Below are 14475 nucleotides of genomic sequence, written 5' to 3'. Positions count from 1 at the left end.
AAGTGTGCCATGGAACCCCAATCAAGGAGAACTGTTATGAAGCTGCATTCCCTGACCCAGGCGCTGCTGGGCGCCGGCCTGCTGATGATGACCGGTACCGCCAGCGCCGGCTTTGCCCCCGACAAGCCCGAGTGCATTGCCCCGGCCAAGCCGGGCGGCGGCTTTGACTTGACTTGCCGCATTCTGACCAGCAGTCTCGACAAGTCCGGCCTGCTGCAGGAGCCGATGCGGGTCACCTTTATGCCGGGTGGTGTGGGCGCCGTGGCCTATACCCACATGAACAGTAACCGCCGGGCAGACAACAACGCCGTGGTCGCCTTCAGTTCCGGCTCTTCCCTGAACCTGGCCCTGCACAAGTTTGGCCGGGATCTGGATGTGGAGGACGCCCGCTGGCTGGGCGCGGTCGGTACCGATTATGGTGCCATCATCGTCAAGGCCGACGCCCCCTGGCAAAGCCTGGAAGAGCTGGCGGCGGATCTCAGGACCAACCCGGGCAAGCTGGTGTTCGGTGCCGGCGGCACCGTGGGCAGCCAGGACTGGATGAAGGCCGCCTTTTTCTACCGCAGCCTGGGGCTGGATCCGCGCACCATGCGTTACGTGGCCTACGAAGGGGGTGGCGATGCCATGGCCGCGGTGCTCGGCAACCACATTCAGGTGTATCCGGGCGACATGTCCGAGATCAAGGGACAGCTGGACGCGGGCATTGTGCGGGTGCTGGCGGTGATGGCCCCCGAGCGGCTGGACGGCGACTTTGCCGGCATTCCCACCGCCGGCGAGCAGGGCTTTGACCTGGAATGGCCCATCATGCGTGGCTTCTACATGGCGCCGGACGCATCCGACGAGGCCTACGGCTACTGGGTGCAGCAGTTTAACGCCCTCTACCAGAGCGACGCCTTTACCCAGGTGCGGGACAATCAGGGCCTGTTCCCCCTGTCCATGGCTGGTGATGAATACGAGGCCTACGTCAAGGCCGAAGTCGAGAAGTTCCAGACCTTGTCCCGTGAAATGGGACTGCTCAAATAAGAGGTGGCGTCATGGCGGATCGCTGTTTTTCCCTGGCGCTGATGGTGCTGGCGGTGGCCCTGGGGGCCGCCGCCTGGCAACTGGATGTGCCCTTTCAATATGAGCCCGTGGGGCCCAAGGCCATTCCCCTGATCCTGGCGGTGCTGCTGTTCGCTACTGCCCTGTGGCTGGCGATCAGGCCAGACCGGCTCAAGCAGGCCTATACCGGAGGCCTGTTCCTGCGCCACGTTCTGGTGGTGTTGTTGCTGCTGGCCTATGCCTGGAGCTTTGAATGGCTGGGCCTGGTGCTGTCCACCTGGCTGGTGGGCACCCTGTTTGCCCGCCTGTTTGGTCTGGACTGGGGCCGGGCGCTGCTCTATTCCGCCGCCCTGGGCGGGGTGGGGCACCTGCTGCTGAGCTGGCTGCTGGAACTGAATGTGCCCGTGGGCACGGTGTTTGGAGGTTAACTGCATGGATGTGTTATCTACCCTGGCCAGCGGTTTTGCCGTGGCCCTGACCCCCATGAACCTGGGGCTGGTGCTCGCCGGCTGCTTTTTCGGCACCCTGATGGGCGCCCTGCCGGGCATCGGCCCCATCAACGGCATCGCCATTTTGCTGCCCCTGGCCTATTCCATGGGCCTGGAGCCGGCCTCGGCCATTATTTTGCTGGCCGGTGTCTACTATGGCGCCGAGTACGGCGGCCGTATTTCCAGCATTCTGCTGAACGTGCCCGGTGACGCCGGTGCCATCATGACCACCCTGGACGGCCATCCCATGGCCAGGCGGGGCGAAGGCGGCCGGGCGCTGGCGCTGTCGGCGGTGTCGTCCTTTGCCGGCTCCATGGGGGCGCTGGTGCTGCTGGTGATCTTTACCCCGCTGCTGACCCGGCTGGCGGTGACCTTTGGCCCCGCCGAGTTTGTGGCGCTGATGGTGTTCGCCCTGTGCTGCCTGGCCTCCATGGTGGGCGCGCGCCCGGTGAAAACCGTGATCGGGGCGCTGATCGGCCTGGCCATGGCCACGGTGGGGGTAGACTCCGGCACCGGCGTGCTGCGTTTCACCTTTGGCCTGACCAGCCTGTTTGACGGCATCGACTTTCTGGTGGTGGTGATCGGCATGTTCGCCATCAGCGAGATCCTGCTGCTGGTAGAGCATCACTACGGCGGTGGCGGCCGGCTGGAAAAGGTCAGCAAATCCTTCGTCAAGGCGGCGGATCTGGTGGCGGTACGCTGGACGGTGCTGCGCTCCACCTTGGTCGGCTTTGTGATCGGTGTGCTGCCGGGCACCGGCGCCTCCGTGGCCAGTGCCGTGGCCTACGGCACCGAAAAACGCATGGCCGGCGAGCACAACGAGTTCGGCAACGGCGACGTGCGCGGCCTGGCGGCCCCGGAGGCGGCCAACAACGCGGCGGCGGTGGGATCTATGGTGCCCATGCTGACCTTAGGGATCCCCGGCTCCGGCACCACCGCCATTCTGCTGGGCGCCCTGCTGCTGTTTGATGTGACCCCGGGGCCGCTGTTGTTCAGCCAGAAGCCGGACATCGCCTGGGGCCTGATTGCCTCCATGTTTGTGGGCAACATTGCCCTGCTGGTGATGAACCTGCCCCTGGTCGGCATCTTTGTGCGCATGCTCAGTGTGCGTCAGGCCTACCTGGTACCGGTGATCGTGATGCTGACCTTCGTGGGCATCTACTCCATTCACGGTGCCAGCTTTGATCTGTTCTTCATGATACTGCTGGGGGTGTTCGGGTTTTTGCTGCGCAAGCTGGGCTTCTCCCTGGCGCCGGTGATCCTCGGCCTGGTGCTGGGCGAGGTGCTGGAAGACAACCTGCGCCGGGCCCTGTCCATCAGTGCCGGTGACTGGGGCATACTGTTCGGCAACGGCGTCACCCTGACCCTGTGGAGCCTGAGTGTGCTGGTGCTGGTGTTGCCGCTGCTGCTGAGCCGGCGCCGCCGGGCGGCCCGGCAGAAACAGGCCGCTGCCGAAGCATGACGGTCTGGCTGCGCACGGCCCTGCTGGGCGCGGCAGGAGGAGGGCTGGCCCACTGGGCCGGCTTTCCGTCCGACTGGCTGCTGGGGGCCATGCTGCTGGTGGCCGGGGCCACCATGCTGGGGCTGGAAGTGGCGCTGCCCCGTCGGCTGTTACCGCTCATTCAGGCCTGTCTGGGGGTGGCCGTAGGGCTTCGCCTGGAGCTGAATTTGCCCGGCCTCGCTTCGCTGACGATCAGCGTGGCGGGGCTGTTGCTGTGTCTGGCGACGCAAATTCCGCTGGGGCAATACCTGTTGCACCGGCTGGGCTGGTCCCGCCAGGAGGCGGCCATGGGCGCCTCGCCCGGGGCGCTGTCGGTGATGGCGGCACTGGCCACTAAACTGGACAATCCCATTCGCGTGATCCTGTCGCAAACGGTGCGGGTCATCGCCCTGGTGAGCACCGTCAGTGCCGTCATGGTGCTGGAATGGGTGCCGCTGGCGCCGACGCCGGCCAGCCTGAGCCTGTCGGCACCCGCCACCCTGGCGCTGGTGGCGCTGGCCTGGGCTGGGGGCCAGTTGCTGGCCCGGCTCAGGGTGCCCGCCAGCCATATTCTGGCCGGGGTCTTGGTGGCCGGTGCCGGTGCCGCCTGGCTGGGGGAGCCGGCGCTGCCGGTGGCGGGGTTGATTCCGGTGAGCATGGTGTTGCTGGGGGCCCTGGTGGGCAGCCGCTTGCGCCCCTTGCCGGCGCGGGAAATGGCCGGCCTGCTGGTAGCGGGTCTGCTGGTCAGCCTGTCGAGCTCGCTGGTGTCGCTGCTGTGGGCGGGGCTGGTGGCCTGGTGGCTGGAATTGCCGGTGTTTCAGGTGTGGCTCGCCTATGCGCCGGGAGCGGTGGAGGCGATGATCTATCTGGCGCTGGTCACCGGCCTGGAACCATCCTGGGTGATTTTCCACCATGTGCTGCGCATTGTGCTGCTGGGCATGACCGCCGGCTGGCTGATGCGCCGGGCGGGCGTACATCAGCCCGGCGCATAAATCGTTGCGTGCAATCAGTTGATCTTGAACAGTTCCACCTCAAAGATCAGCACAGATCCCGGCGGGATGCTGCCCACGGCGCGGTTGCCGTAGGCCAGGTTGGCGGGAATAAAGAAGCGGGTCTTCTCGCCTTCCACCATCAGTTGCAAGCCCTCGGTCCAGCCCTTGATCACCTGGTTGAGGCCAAACTGGATGGTCTCGCCGCGATTGACCGAGCTGTCGAACACGGTGCCATCCAGCAGGGTGCCATGGTAGTGCACGGTCACCTTGTCACTGGCCTTGGGGTGAACGGTGCCGGTGCCTGGCTGCAGCACCTGGTACTGCAGGCCGGAGGCGGTGGTTTCTACCCCGTCCTTTTCCCTGTTGTCGGCCAGAAAGGCGTCTCCCGCCTGAATGTTGGCGGCCGCCGCCTGCTTGTTGCCCTGAGCGCGGTAAATAAACAGCACCACCAGTGCCACCAGCATGACTCCCAGAATGATTTTCAACACGTCAAGTTCCTTGTATTAATGTTGTTGGACTGGAGTGGCCCCGATAAAGTAGACACTTAAGTTAAGCGGCAGCTGCGTAGGCATTGGGAGTTATTCCTCCCAGCGCCATGTGGCGCCGCACTTTCGGGTAATACTCGTCCGTATAATACCGGACTTCATCTGCCATTTCGTCTCTTCCGAGCATTCCTAATGGATGTATCCATTCCTTCTTGAGCAGCGCGAAGAAGCTTTCCGAACAGGCGTTATCCCAGCAGTTACCTCGGCGTGACATGCTGATGGTGATTCCCCGTGTATTGAGCCATCTCATCACCTCTTCGCTCCGATACTGACTCCCCTGGTCCGAGTGGAACAACAGCTGTGTCCCATCTGGCAGCTGATGTTGCCATGCCTGCTCAAGGGCCTCCAGCACCAGCTGAGCGCTATTGATCGCACCCATGGCTCGGCCCACCACGCGGCGTGTGCCCAGGTCCAGGACTGCAGCAATGTAGAGTCAGCCTTCACTGCACCGGATTTGGGTGATATCTGATACCCAAACTCGGTTCGCTGACCCCACCGAGAACTGGCGATTCAGCAGATTCGGCAACACAGGCAAGGATGATGCTGGCTTTTGATATCCTGCTTTAGGAGCCGTGCATGAACGATAACCAGCGTCTTTCAGCAAGCCCTGAACCTGGTTCTTGCCGCAGCAGAACCCGGCATCCCGTGCTTCCAGCCACATCTTGCGATAACCCGGCACATTCTTCAGTTGCCTGGCTCGCTCGAGCAGGAAGGTGCTCAGCGTCCGTCGCTCGATGGTACGCGCTCCCGGCGAGTGCTGACGTGCTCGCCAGCGATAATATCCCGCTCGTGACACATCGAGTACTTCACACATTATCGAGACCCGCCAGCGTTGACTTCGGTGAGCCTCGATAAAGGCAAACCTTACTTGCCGTGCTTGGCGAAGTACTCTTGTGCCTTTTTTAGGATTTCGTTCTCCAGCTCTTTCCGCTCAAGCTGCTTCTTCAGCCGAGCCACCTCGCGCTCCAGCTCCTGCAGGCTTTTTTCTGGTCCGGTGTTTTCAACTGCTTTGTCAGATGATTTCTTGGTCATGATCCACTCTCTGCGCCAGCGACTCAATTGGTTAGGATGGATCCCGAGTCTGCCAGCAAGCTGAGCTTGTGTCTCTGTGGTGGATAGCGAGGCCTCGACGGCCTCACGTTTGAATGCATCGCTAAAGTGACGGTGGGGTTTGTACTTCATAACACCTTCTCATTAAATGAAGGTGTCTACTTTTTTCGGGCCAGTCCAGACGCTGGACGTTTCACGATTAATGTCTCACGTCTCACGTCTCACGTCTCACGTTACCGTTGCAGACCGTTATTGATATCGATCAGATCCTGCTCGGTGAGGTTGCCGGCGGCCTGCTTGAGCTGCAGCTGGCTGATGATGTAGTTGTAGCGGGCGGAGGCCAGCTGTTGCCGGGCATCGTACAGCTGGCGGGTGGCATTGAGCACGTCCACTATGGTGCGGGTGCCCACTTCGTAGCCGGCTTCGGTGGCGCTGAGGGCGCTCTGGGCCGAGATCACCAGCTGCTCAAAGGCACGAATGGAGCCAATGGCGGCGGTCACGTCGTTGTAGGAGGAGTAGACGCTGCTTTGTACCGAGCGGAAACTTCTTTCCAGCAACTCGCTGGCCGCCACATAGTTGTAACTGGCCTGGCTGACCCGGGAGCGGGTGGCGCCGCCGGAATACAGCGGCAGGTTAAAGGCCACGCCAATGCTGCCTTCGTTCAGGGTATTGTCGCGGACGTTATTGGTACCGCTGGGGGTACCACTGAAATCGGTGCGGCGGCTGTTCAGACCCGCATTCAGATCCAGGGTCGGCAGATGGCCGGTCTGTTCCAGGTCAATCTGCTCGTTGGCAATGTCCTTGGCAATGCGCTGGCCGTGCAGCTCCAGGTTCTGCTCGAGGGCAATCTCCAGCCAGCCGTCGGCGCGCATGGCCGGCGCCTGGGGGCTGAAGCTGTCGGTATTGAGCGGAGCAAGTTGCTCGTAGCTGATGCCGGTGAGCTCGCGCAGGGCTTCCTTGCTGTTGTCGAGGGCATTGCGGGCCAGAATTTCATCGGCCAGGGCCTGGTCATACTGGGCCTGGGCCTCGTGCACGTCGGTCATGGCACTCAGGCCCACCTCAAAGCGCTGCTTGGTCTGCTCCAGCTGGCGGCTGACCGCTTCTTTGTTGGCCTGCACAAAACTCAGGGTGTCTTCGGCGTTGAGCACGTTGAAATAGGCCTGGGTGGCGCGCACGATCAGTGCCTGCTGCACCTGCTTGTAGGTTACTTCACTCTGGGCTGCCTGCTTTTCGGTGATGTCCAGATTGACCCAGCTCGACTTGCGGTACAGGGCCTGGCTCAGGTTGACACCGGCGTTGGTGACGGTGGAGTCGGTCTGGCTGCTCTGGATATAGTTGGCGCCGGCGCTCAGATCCACCTGGGGCAGCAGCGGTGCGCGGGATTCGTTGATCCGCTCAAAGGCGGCGTCGCGGCGGGCCTTGGCCTCGCGCACCTGAGGATCGTTTTGCGTGGCCTGCTGATAAATTTCCAGCAGGTTTTCGGCCTGGGCCTGGCCTGCCGTGCACAGTAGCACCAGGGTCGACAACAGTGTTTTTTTCATGGGTTGGCCTTGTATAACGGATGATGCCATGATCGCCGTGCCCAAGCAGGCAGTCGGTTTTCGTCTGTTCAGTATAACGGTAACATGAGCCCTGTTTGCCGCGGCTGACGGCCGCCTGAGTGCACCGCGAATACAGGCAAGATACGGCAAGAGAATGAACGTTCATTCATTAAGGGCTTCAGTCTAGATTTTGCCACCGGAATGTCAAGCAAGGAGCAACCATGAACAATAACAAGGGCGCCCGCCTGGGGCGACAGGATATGCAGATTGTGGCCGAGGAAACCGGCTACCAGGGTTTTTTCCGTTTGCTGAAGGTGCGCCTGCGCCACCGCCTGTTTGCCGGCGGCTGGAGCCCAACGCTTACCCGGGAGTTGTTTGACCGGGGCCATGCGGCGGCGGTGCTGCCCTATGATCCGGTGCGCGACGAAGTGGTGCTGGTGGAGCAGTTTCGCGTCGGTGCCATTCATCATCACGACTCGCCCTGGCTGCTGGAAATCGTGGCGGGTATTGTCGAGCCCGGCGAGTCGGAAGAAGCCGTGGTACGCCGGGAGGCGGAGGAAGAAGCCGGCCTCACCCTGGGCCGGCTGACCCGGGCGCTGGGCTACTTTTCCAGCCCCGGTGGCTGCAGCGAGCGGATCACCGTCTTTGTGGGGGAGGTGGATGCCTCTCAGGCCGCGACTCACGCGGGTCTTGCCGACGAAGGGGAAGACATTCGCGTGCATCGCCTGCCCAGAGAGCAGGCGATGCAATGGCTTGAGGATGGTAGAATAGATAACGCCGCCAGCGTGATCGCCCTGCAATGGCTGGCGCTGAAGCGTGAGGCCGGACTCTGGCAATAGGCCTGGCCGGCAAAGCAAGACGAGGAGAATAATTTGGCGTTCACTACCCGCAAACATGTGCCGGATCTCAAGGGGTTGCAGCGTACCTGCGACACCAACTACATGGCACTGATGAAACTGCTGCCCGGCGAGGCGCAGGCGGGCGAGAGTCTGTCGGTGGGGATCAGCGAGCGAGTGCTGTTTGTGCTCAGGGTGCTGGAAACGGCGCCCTATACCTGGCATGTGTCGATAGAGCAGTGTACCCCGGGCCTGCCGGTGTTTATGCGCATGAAAGTGCGGGTGCGGCTGTATCATGATGTCAGAATGGCCGAAGTGTGTGCCAGTCAGCAGATTTCCACCCTGCAGCCAAGTTATGATTATCCCAACAAAAACATGCATCACCGTAACGAAAAGGAACAGGTCAACTTCTTTCTCGCCGAATGGCTGAGATGTTGCCTGCAACACGGATTCAGCACGGTCAAACAGCTTTGAGCGAGGCAATGACGCTTTCCACCCTTCCCCTCGGCCCCCGGGCCGGCAACGGCGTACTTGAGCTTTCCCAGATCACCGACACCCATCTGTTTGCCGATCGCGACGGTGAGCTGCTCGGGGTGGCGACCTGGCACAGTTGCCGGGCGGTGGTGGATGCCATGAAAGAAGAGCTGGCCGGCTGCCATGCCATACTGGCCACCGGGGATCTGTCCCAGGATCAGAGTGCCGAATCCTACCGCCACTTCGTCGGCATGATGGCCGAGCTCACCCCGCCGGTATTCTGGCTGCCCGGTAATCACGACGAAGCGCCGCTGATGCAGGCGGAGCTGGACGCCGCCGGCATCGGCCAGGCCAAGCACCTGCTGGGCGAGCACTGGCAGGTGCTGCTGCTCGACACCCAGGCGCGGGGCCATACCCATGGCCGGCTGAGTGACGATCAGCTGGCGTTGCTGGACACGGCCATTGACCGCTACCCCAACCATCATCTGCTGGTGGCCGTGCATCACCAGGCGGTACCGGTGGGCTGTGCCTGGCTGGATCAGCACAACCTGCGCAATGCCGATGAGCTCGGTGCCCGGCTGGCCCGTCACCGGGCCAACCGCGTGGTGTTGTGCGGCCATGTGCATCAGGGCTTTGATGAGGTCCGGGGCGGCATCCGCTACCTGGCGAGCCCCTCCACCTGTATTCAGTTCAAGCCGTTGTCTGACGAGTTTGCCCTGGATCACACCGCTCCGGGCTGGCGTCAGCTGTCGCTGTACCCGGATGGCCGGCTCAGTACCCGGGTCTGGCGGCTGCCGCCAAATGCCTTTGTGCCCGACTTCAGCGCCAGGGGATATTAATCATGGCGACCCTGCTTTACCTGCACGGTTTCAATTCGTCTCCCAACTCCATCAAGGCCCGGCTGATGCGCGAGCACCTGGCCCGGCACCGGCCCGATATCGAGCTGGTGTGCCCCCAGCTGGCGGCCACCCCGGCGGCGGCCTGGGCCCAGATTGCGTCCATTTGTGACCGACTGAGTGCCCCCTTTGGCGTGGTCGGCTCGTCTCTCGGCGGCTTCTGGGCCACCCGGGTGGCGGAGCACTACGGCGTGCGCGCCGTGGTGGTGAACCCGGCGGTCAATCCTCATATTCTGCTGGCCGACTGGCTGGGAGAGCAGGAAAACCCCTACACCCACGAGCGCTATACCCTTGACCGGCAGCACATGGCGGAGCTGGCCGAGCTCAGGGTGAATGCGCCGAGCTGCCTTGATCGTATCTGGTTGCTGCAACAGCAGGAGGATGAAGTGCTGGACTACCGGGAAGCCCTCGATTACTACCGCTTCGCCCGGGTCTGCATTCAAAAAGGCGGCGACCACTCCTTTATCGGCTTTCAGCACTACTGCGCCCAGATCATCCGCTTTCTGCAACTGTAATCCGCTCTCGTTCCCACGCTCCGCGTGGGAATGCATATCGTCTGTCTGGCCGTGCAATTTCGTCGGGCAAAGCGCACGGCTCGAAGGCACGCTGTGAATACCTCCCTGTACGCTCCGTCGCGCCATCCTTGGCGCGAAGGGCACGGCGAAGCAGACACCCTTTGCCCTCCGGGCTCATCACCGAGTCGCCTGACAGCCTTCATTGGCAGCTCCGGAGTTGACTGAAGCAGCAGTGGGGATTGTGAAGCCGACCGTCACATGCCAGGGAGGGCATGTGCCGAGCGTCCCATGGAAGGGCCTGAAGCGTGTCGGCGCAGGTAACCCCGCTGATGCTTCATATCGCACCGTTTCCGCATGCACCCTGTTTCCGGCTGTTTTGCTTCCTTCTTCCCGCATTGGGCTGCGAGTAGTAAGATCCGCCGATAACCCCAGCTTACCGAAGGTCAACATGACATCGAGTCAATATACTGCCGACGCCATTGAGGTGCTCAATGGCCTAGAGCCGGTGCGGCGTCGCCCCGGCATGTATACGGACACCACGCGCCCCAACCACCTTGGTCAGGAAGTCATCGACAACAGCGTGGACGAGGCCCTGGCCGGTCACGCCCGCAAGGTGGAGGTGATACTGCACGAGGATCAGTCCCTTGAGGTGATCGACGATGGCCGCGGCATGCCGGTGGACATTCACCCGGAAGAGGGCATCTCCGGGGTGGAGCTGATCTTCACCAAGCTGCACGCTGGCGGCAAGTTCTCCAACAAGAACTACCAGTTCTCCGGCGGCCTGCACGGGGTGGGCATTTCCGTGGTCAACGCCTTGAGCAGCCGGGTGGACGTGACCGTGCGCCGGGGCGGCCAGGTGTTCGAGATGGCCTTTGAGCATGGCAACAAGGTAAGCGAACTCACCGTCACCGGCACCTGCGGCCAGCGCAACACCGGCACCCGAGTGCGGTTCTGGCCCGATGCCAGCTATTTCGACTCCCCCAAATTCTCCGCCACCCGGCTCAAGCACCTGCTGCGGGCCAAGGCGGTACTGTGCCCGGGGCTGACCATTCGTTTCGACGACAAGGCCAACGGCGAGACGCTGGAATGGTGTTACGAAGACGGCCTCAAGGACTATCTGGTGGAAGCGGTCAAGGAGTACCCCTGCCTGCCGGAAACGCCCTTTACCGGTAGCTTTGCCGCCGAGCATTCGGCGGCGGACTGGGCCCTGTGCTGGCTGCCGGAAGGAGGCGAGACCCTGGGGGAGAGCTACGTTAACCTGATCCCCACCGCCCAGGGCGGCACCCATGTCAACGGCCTGCGTCAGGGGCTGCTCGACGCCATGCGCGAGTTCTGTGAGTTCCGCAACCTGCTGCCCCGGGGCGTCAAGCTGACCCCGGACGACATCTGGGAGCGCTGCGCCTACATTCTGTCGGTGAAGATGCAGGATCCCCAGTTTGCCGGCCAGACCAAGGAGCGACTGTCGTCCCGCCAGTGTGCGGCATTTGTCTCCGGTGTGGTGAAGGACGCCTTCAGCCTGTGGCTGAACCAGCATATCGAGCTGGCCGAACAGCTGGCCGAGCTGTGCATCAGCAGCGCCCAGCGCCGGCTGCGCCAGGCCAAGAAGGTGGTGCGCAAGAAGGTGACTCAAGGGCCGGCGCTGCCCGGCAAGCTGACCGACTGCGCCTGTTCCGATCCCATGCAGGGCGAGCTGTTCCTGGTGGAAGGGGACTCCGCCGGCGGCAGCGCCAAGCAGGCCCGGGATCGGGAATTCCAGGCCATCATGCCCCTGCGCGGGAAAATTCTGAATACCTGGGAAGTGGAGTCCGGCCAGGTGCTGGCCTCCCAGGAAGTGCACGACATCTCGGTGGCCATCGGCCTGGATCCGGACTCGGATGACCTGTCCGGCCTGCGCTACGGCAAGGTGTGTATTCTCGCCGACGCCGACTCCGACGGCCTGCACATCGCCACCCTGCTGTGCGCCCTGTTCGTGCGCCACTTTCAGCACCTGGTGGCGGCGGGGCACGTGTTCGTGGCCATGCCCCCCCTGTATCGCATCGACGTGGGCAAGGAAGTGTTTTACGCCCTCGATGAAGACGAGCGGGACGGCGTGCTGGAGCGCATTCGCGCCGAGAAGAAAAAGGGCAAGGTGCAGGTGACCCGCTTCAAGGGCCTGGGCGAGATGAACCCCAAGCAGTTGCGGGAAACCACCCTGGATCCCAACACCCGCCGGCTGGTGCAGCTGACCGTGGACGACACCGAGGCTACCGAGAAGCTGATGGACATGCTGCTGGCCAAAAAGCGCGCCGGCGACCGCCGGGAATGGCTGGAAACCAAGGGCAACATGGTCGACCCCCTGGCCTGAGGATATAAAACAATATGAATCAAGATTTTACCATGGAAGGGGTGGAGCGCCTGCCGCTGCACACCTTTACCGAGCAGGCCTACCTGAACTACTCCATGTACGTGATCATGGACCGGGCCCTGCCGCACATCGGCGACGGCTTGAAGCCGGTACAGCGCCGCATCATTTACGCCATGAGCGAGCTGGGGCTGTCGGCCCTGTCCAAGCACAAGAAGTCGGCCCGTACCGTGGGCGATGTGCTGGGTAAATACCACCCTCACGGCGACTCCGCCTGTTACGAGGCCATGGTGCTGATGGCCCAGCCCTTCTCCTACCGCTACCCGCTGGTGGACGGCCAGGGCAACTGGGGGGCGCCGGACGATCCCAAATCCTTTGCCGCCATGCGTTACACCGAGGCCCGGCTGTCGCGCTTCTCCGAGCTGCTGCTGAGCGAACTCGGCCAGGGCACGGTGGAGTGGATCCCCAACTTCGACGGCACCATGAAGGAGCCGCGCATGCTGCCGGCCCGGTTGCCGCATATTCTGCTGAACGGCGTTACCGGCATCGCCGTGGGCATGGCCACCGACATTCCGCCCCACAACGTGCGGGAAGTGGCCAACGCCTGTGTGCACCTGCTGGATAATCCCAAGGCGACGGTAAGCGAGCTGATGGCCCATGTGGCCGGGCCCGATTACCCGACTCAGGCCGAGATCATTACCCCCAGGGCCGATATTCAGAAAATTTACGAAACCGGCAAAGGCAGCATCAGAATGCGCGCCGTCTATCAGCTGGAGCAGGGCGACATCGTGATCACCGCCCTGCCGCACCAGGCCAGTGGCGCCAAAATACTTGAGCAGATCGCCGGCCAGATGCAGGCCAAGAAGCTGCCCATGGTGGCGGATCTGCGGGACGAGTCGGATCACGAAAACCCGACTCGGCTGGTGATCATTCCCCGCTCCAACCGGGTGGACGTGGAGCAGCTGATGCAGCACCTGTTCGCCAGCACGGATCTGGAGAAGACCTACCGGGTCAACCTCAACATGCTGGGGCTGGACAACCGGCCCCAGGTGAAGACTCTGGACCGCATTCTGACCGAGTGGCTGCAATTCCGCCGGGAGACGGTGCGCAACCGGCTGCAGTACCGGCTCGACAAGGTCGAGGCCCGGCTGCACATTCTGGCCGGTTTGCTCATTGCCTTTCTTAACATCGATGAAGTCATTGAGATTATTCGAGCCGAGGACGAGCCCAAGCCGGTGCTGATGGCCCGTTTTGGCCTGACCGACACCCAGGCCGAGGCGATCCTCGAGCTGAAGCTGCGCCACCTGGCGAAACTGGAAGAAATGAAGATCCGCGGCGAGCAGGACGAGCTGGCCGCCGAGCGGGACAAGCTGGCCCAGATCCTGGGGTCTGAGCGTCGCCTCAGCACCCTGCTGAAAAAGGAAATCCTGGCCGACGCCGAGAAATATGGCGACGATCGTCGCTCCCCCCTGGTGGAGCGGGAAGAGGCCAAAGCCTTAAGTGAAAAAGAGCTGATCCCGAGCGAGCCGGTCACCATTGTGCTGTCGGAAAAAGGCTGGATCCGGGCCGCCAAGGGCCTGGAGGTGGACGGCGCCGCGCTCAGCTACAAGGCCGGCGACGGCTTTCTCGACGCCGCGCCCGGGCGCAGCAACCAGATGGCGGTGTTCCTGTCGAATACCGGCCGGGGCTACGGCCTGGATGCCCACAGCCTGCCCTCGGCCCGGGGCCAGGGCGAGCCGCTCACCGGCCGCTGCAGCCTGAGCCCGGGGGAGCAGGCCCGCTTTGTGCTGGCCGGCGAGGAAGAGGCGCTTTACCTGCTGGCGTCCGATGCCGGTTACGGCTTCGTCTGCCGCTACGGCGACATGGTTAGCCGCAACAAAAACGGCAAGGCGCTGCTGACGGTGCCCGCCGGCGGCGAGGTGCTCAAGCCGGTGCCGGTGGCACGAATGGACAGCGAGCTGTGCCTGGTGGTGACCAACGAGGGCCGCATGCTGCTGTTCCCGCTGAAGGACCTGCCGATGCTGGCCAAGGGCAAGGGCAACAAGCTGATCGGCATTACCGGTGCCAAGGTGCAGGCCCGGGAAGACTTTATCAAGCAGCTGGCGGTGGTGCCGGAGGGGGCCAGCGTGACCCTGCACGCCGGCAAGCGCAAGCTGACCCTGAAGCCCGCCGATCTGGCTCACTATCAGGGCGAGCGGGGCCGCCGCGGCGCCCTGCTGCCCAGAGGCCTGCAACGGGTGGATGGCCTGGAGCTGGAGCACCCCGAGTAACCCCAC

12 protein-coding genes and 1 pseudogene are annotated in these 14475 nt (G+C 63.0%); 10 read left to right on the top strand and 3 right to left on the bottom strand.

The window, feature by feature from the left end; translation table 11 throughout:
- The first annotated feature begins 36 nt into the window (after window positions 1-36).
- From GU3_RS16020 to GU3_RS16005, 4 genes are read left to right on the top strand one after another with little or no spacing between them, the layout of a single operon-like run.
- The gene (locus GU3_RS16020; protein ID WP_014293578.1) at window positions 37-1023 is read left to right on the top strand and encodes a tripartite tricarboxylate transporter substrate binding protein; all 987 of its coding nucleotides are present in this window, start codon (window positions 37-39) and stop codon (window positions 1021-1023) included.
- Between the two features lie 11 nt (window positions 1024-1034).
- Window positions 1035-1469 carry a tripartite tricarboxylate transporter TctB family protein gene (locus GU3_RS16015; RefSeq protein ID WP_014293577.1) on the top strand — a complete coding sequence of 145 codons (435 nt, stop codon included), beginning with the start codon at window positions 1035-1037 and terminating at the stop codon, window positions 1467-1469.
- Between the two features lie 4 nt (window positions 1470-1473).
- A complete protein-coding gene (locus GU3_RS16010) occupies window positions 1474-2991 on the top strand; it encodes a tripartite tricarboxylate transporter permease (protein WP_014293576.1) in 1518 nt (505 codons plus the stop codon).
- Window positions 2988-4001 carry an AbrB family transcriptional regulator gene (locus GU3_RS16005; RefSeq protein WP_014293575.1) on the top strand — a complete coding sequence of 338 codons (1014 nt, stop codon included), beginning with the start codon at window positions 2988-2990 and terminating at the stop codon, window positions 3999-4001. Before GU3_RS16010 ends, GU3_RS16005 begins: the two co-directional genes overlap by 4 nt.
- A gap of 14 nt (window positions 4002-4015) precedes the next feature.
- Here the strand turns inward: GU3_RS16005 and GU3_RS16000 are convergent, their stop codons facing one another.
- The 3 genes and pseudogenes from GU3_RS16000 to tolC all read right to left on the bottom strand — a co-directional run bounded on the left by GU3_RS16000 (window position 4016) and on the right by tolC (window position 7137).
- Entirely contained in the window at window positions 4016-4486 is a 471-nt protein-coding gene (locus tag GU3_RS16000) for an FKBP-type peptidyl-prolyl cis-trans isomerase (RefSeq protein WP_014293574.1), read from the bottom strand.
- 64 nt (window positions 4487-4550) lie between these two features.
- Window positions 4551-5728: pseudogene (locus tag GU3_RS15995) on the bottom strand (IS3 family transposase).
- Between the two features lie 101 nt (window positions 5729-5829).
- Entirely contained in the window at window positions 5830-7137 is a 1308-nt protein-coding gene (gene tolC, locus GU3_RS15985) for an outer membrane channel protein TolC (protein ID WP_014293572.1), read from the bottom strand.
- Window positions 7138-7358: 221 nt separating this feature from the next.
- Here tolC and nudF point away from each other — a divergent pair, with 221 nt between their 5' ends.
- From nudF to parC, 6 genes are all read left to right on the top strand, one after another.
- Window positions 7359-7976 carry an ADP-ribose diphosphatase gene (gene nudF / locus GU3_RS15980; RefSeq protein ID WP_014293571.1) on the top strand — a complete coding sequence of 206 codons (618 nt, stop codon included), beginning with the start codon at window positions 7359-7361 and terminating at the stop codon, window positions 7974-7976.
- Between the two features lie 102 nt (window positions 7977-8078).
- Window positions 8079-8447 carry a DUF1249 domain-containing protein gene (locus GU3_RS15975; protein ID WP_237711202.1) on the top strand — a complete coding sequence of 123 codons (369 nt, stop codon included), beginning with the start codon at window positions 8079-8081 and terminating at the stop codon, window positions 8445-8447.
- 8 nt (window positions 8448-8455) lie between these two features.
- Window positions 8456-9286 carry a 3',5'-cyclic-AMP phosphodiesterase gene (cpdA, locus tag GU3_RS15970; protein ID WP_014293569.1) on the top strand — a complete coding sequence of 277 codons (831 nt, stop codon included), beginning with the start codon at window positions 8456-8458 and terminating at the stop codon, window positions 9284-9286.
- Window positions 9286-9858: a YqiA/YcfP family alpha/beta fold hydrolase gene (locus GU3_RS15965; RefSeq protein ID WP_041543359.1), complete on the top strand. Its 573-nt coding sequence runs from the start codon at window positions 9286-9288 to the stop codon at window positions 9856-9858. Before cpdA ends, GU3_RS15965 begins: the two co-directional genes overlap by 1 nt.
- 448 nt (window positions 9859-10306) lie before the next feature.
- Window positions 10307-12202: a DNA topoisomerase IV subunit B gene (gene parE, locus GU3_RS15960; RefSeq protein WP_014293567.1), complete on the top strand. Its 1896-nt coding sequence runs from the start codon at window positions 10307-10309 to the stop codon at window positions 12200-12202.
- A 14-nt stretch (window positions 12203-12216) separates the two neighbouring features.
- The gene (parC, locus tag GU3_RS15955; RefSeq protein WP_014293566.1) at window positions 12217-14469 is read left to right on the top strand and encodes a DNA topoisomerase IV subunit A; all 2253 of its coding nucleotides are present in this window, start codon (window positions 12217-12219) and stop codon (window positions 14467-14469) included.
- Window positions 14470-14475 lie beyond the last annotated feature (6 nt).

The sequence above is a fragment of the Oceanimonas sp. GK1 genome (assembly GCF_000243075.1).
In the GTDB taxonomy this organism is placed as follows: domain Bacteria; phylum Pseudomonadota; class Gammaproteobacteria; order Enterobacterales; family Aeromonadaceae; genus Oceanimonas.
The sequence above is the reverse complement of the archived record's forward strand: the minus strand, read 5'-3'. Positions and strand labels throughout refer to the sequence as shown.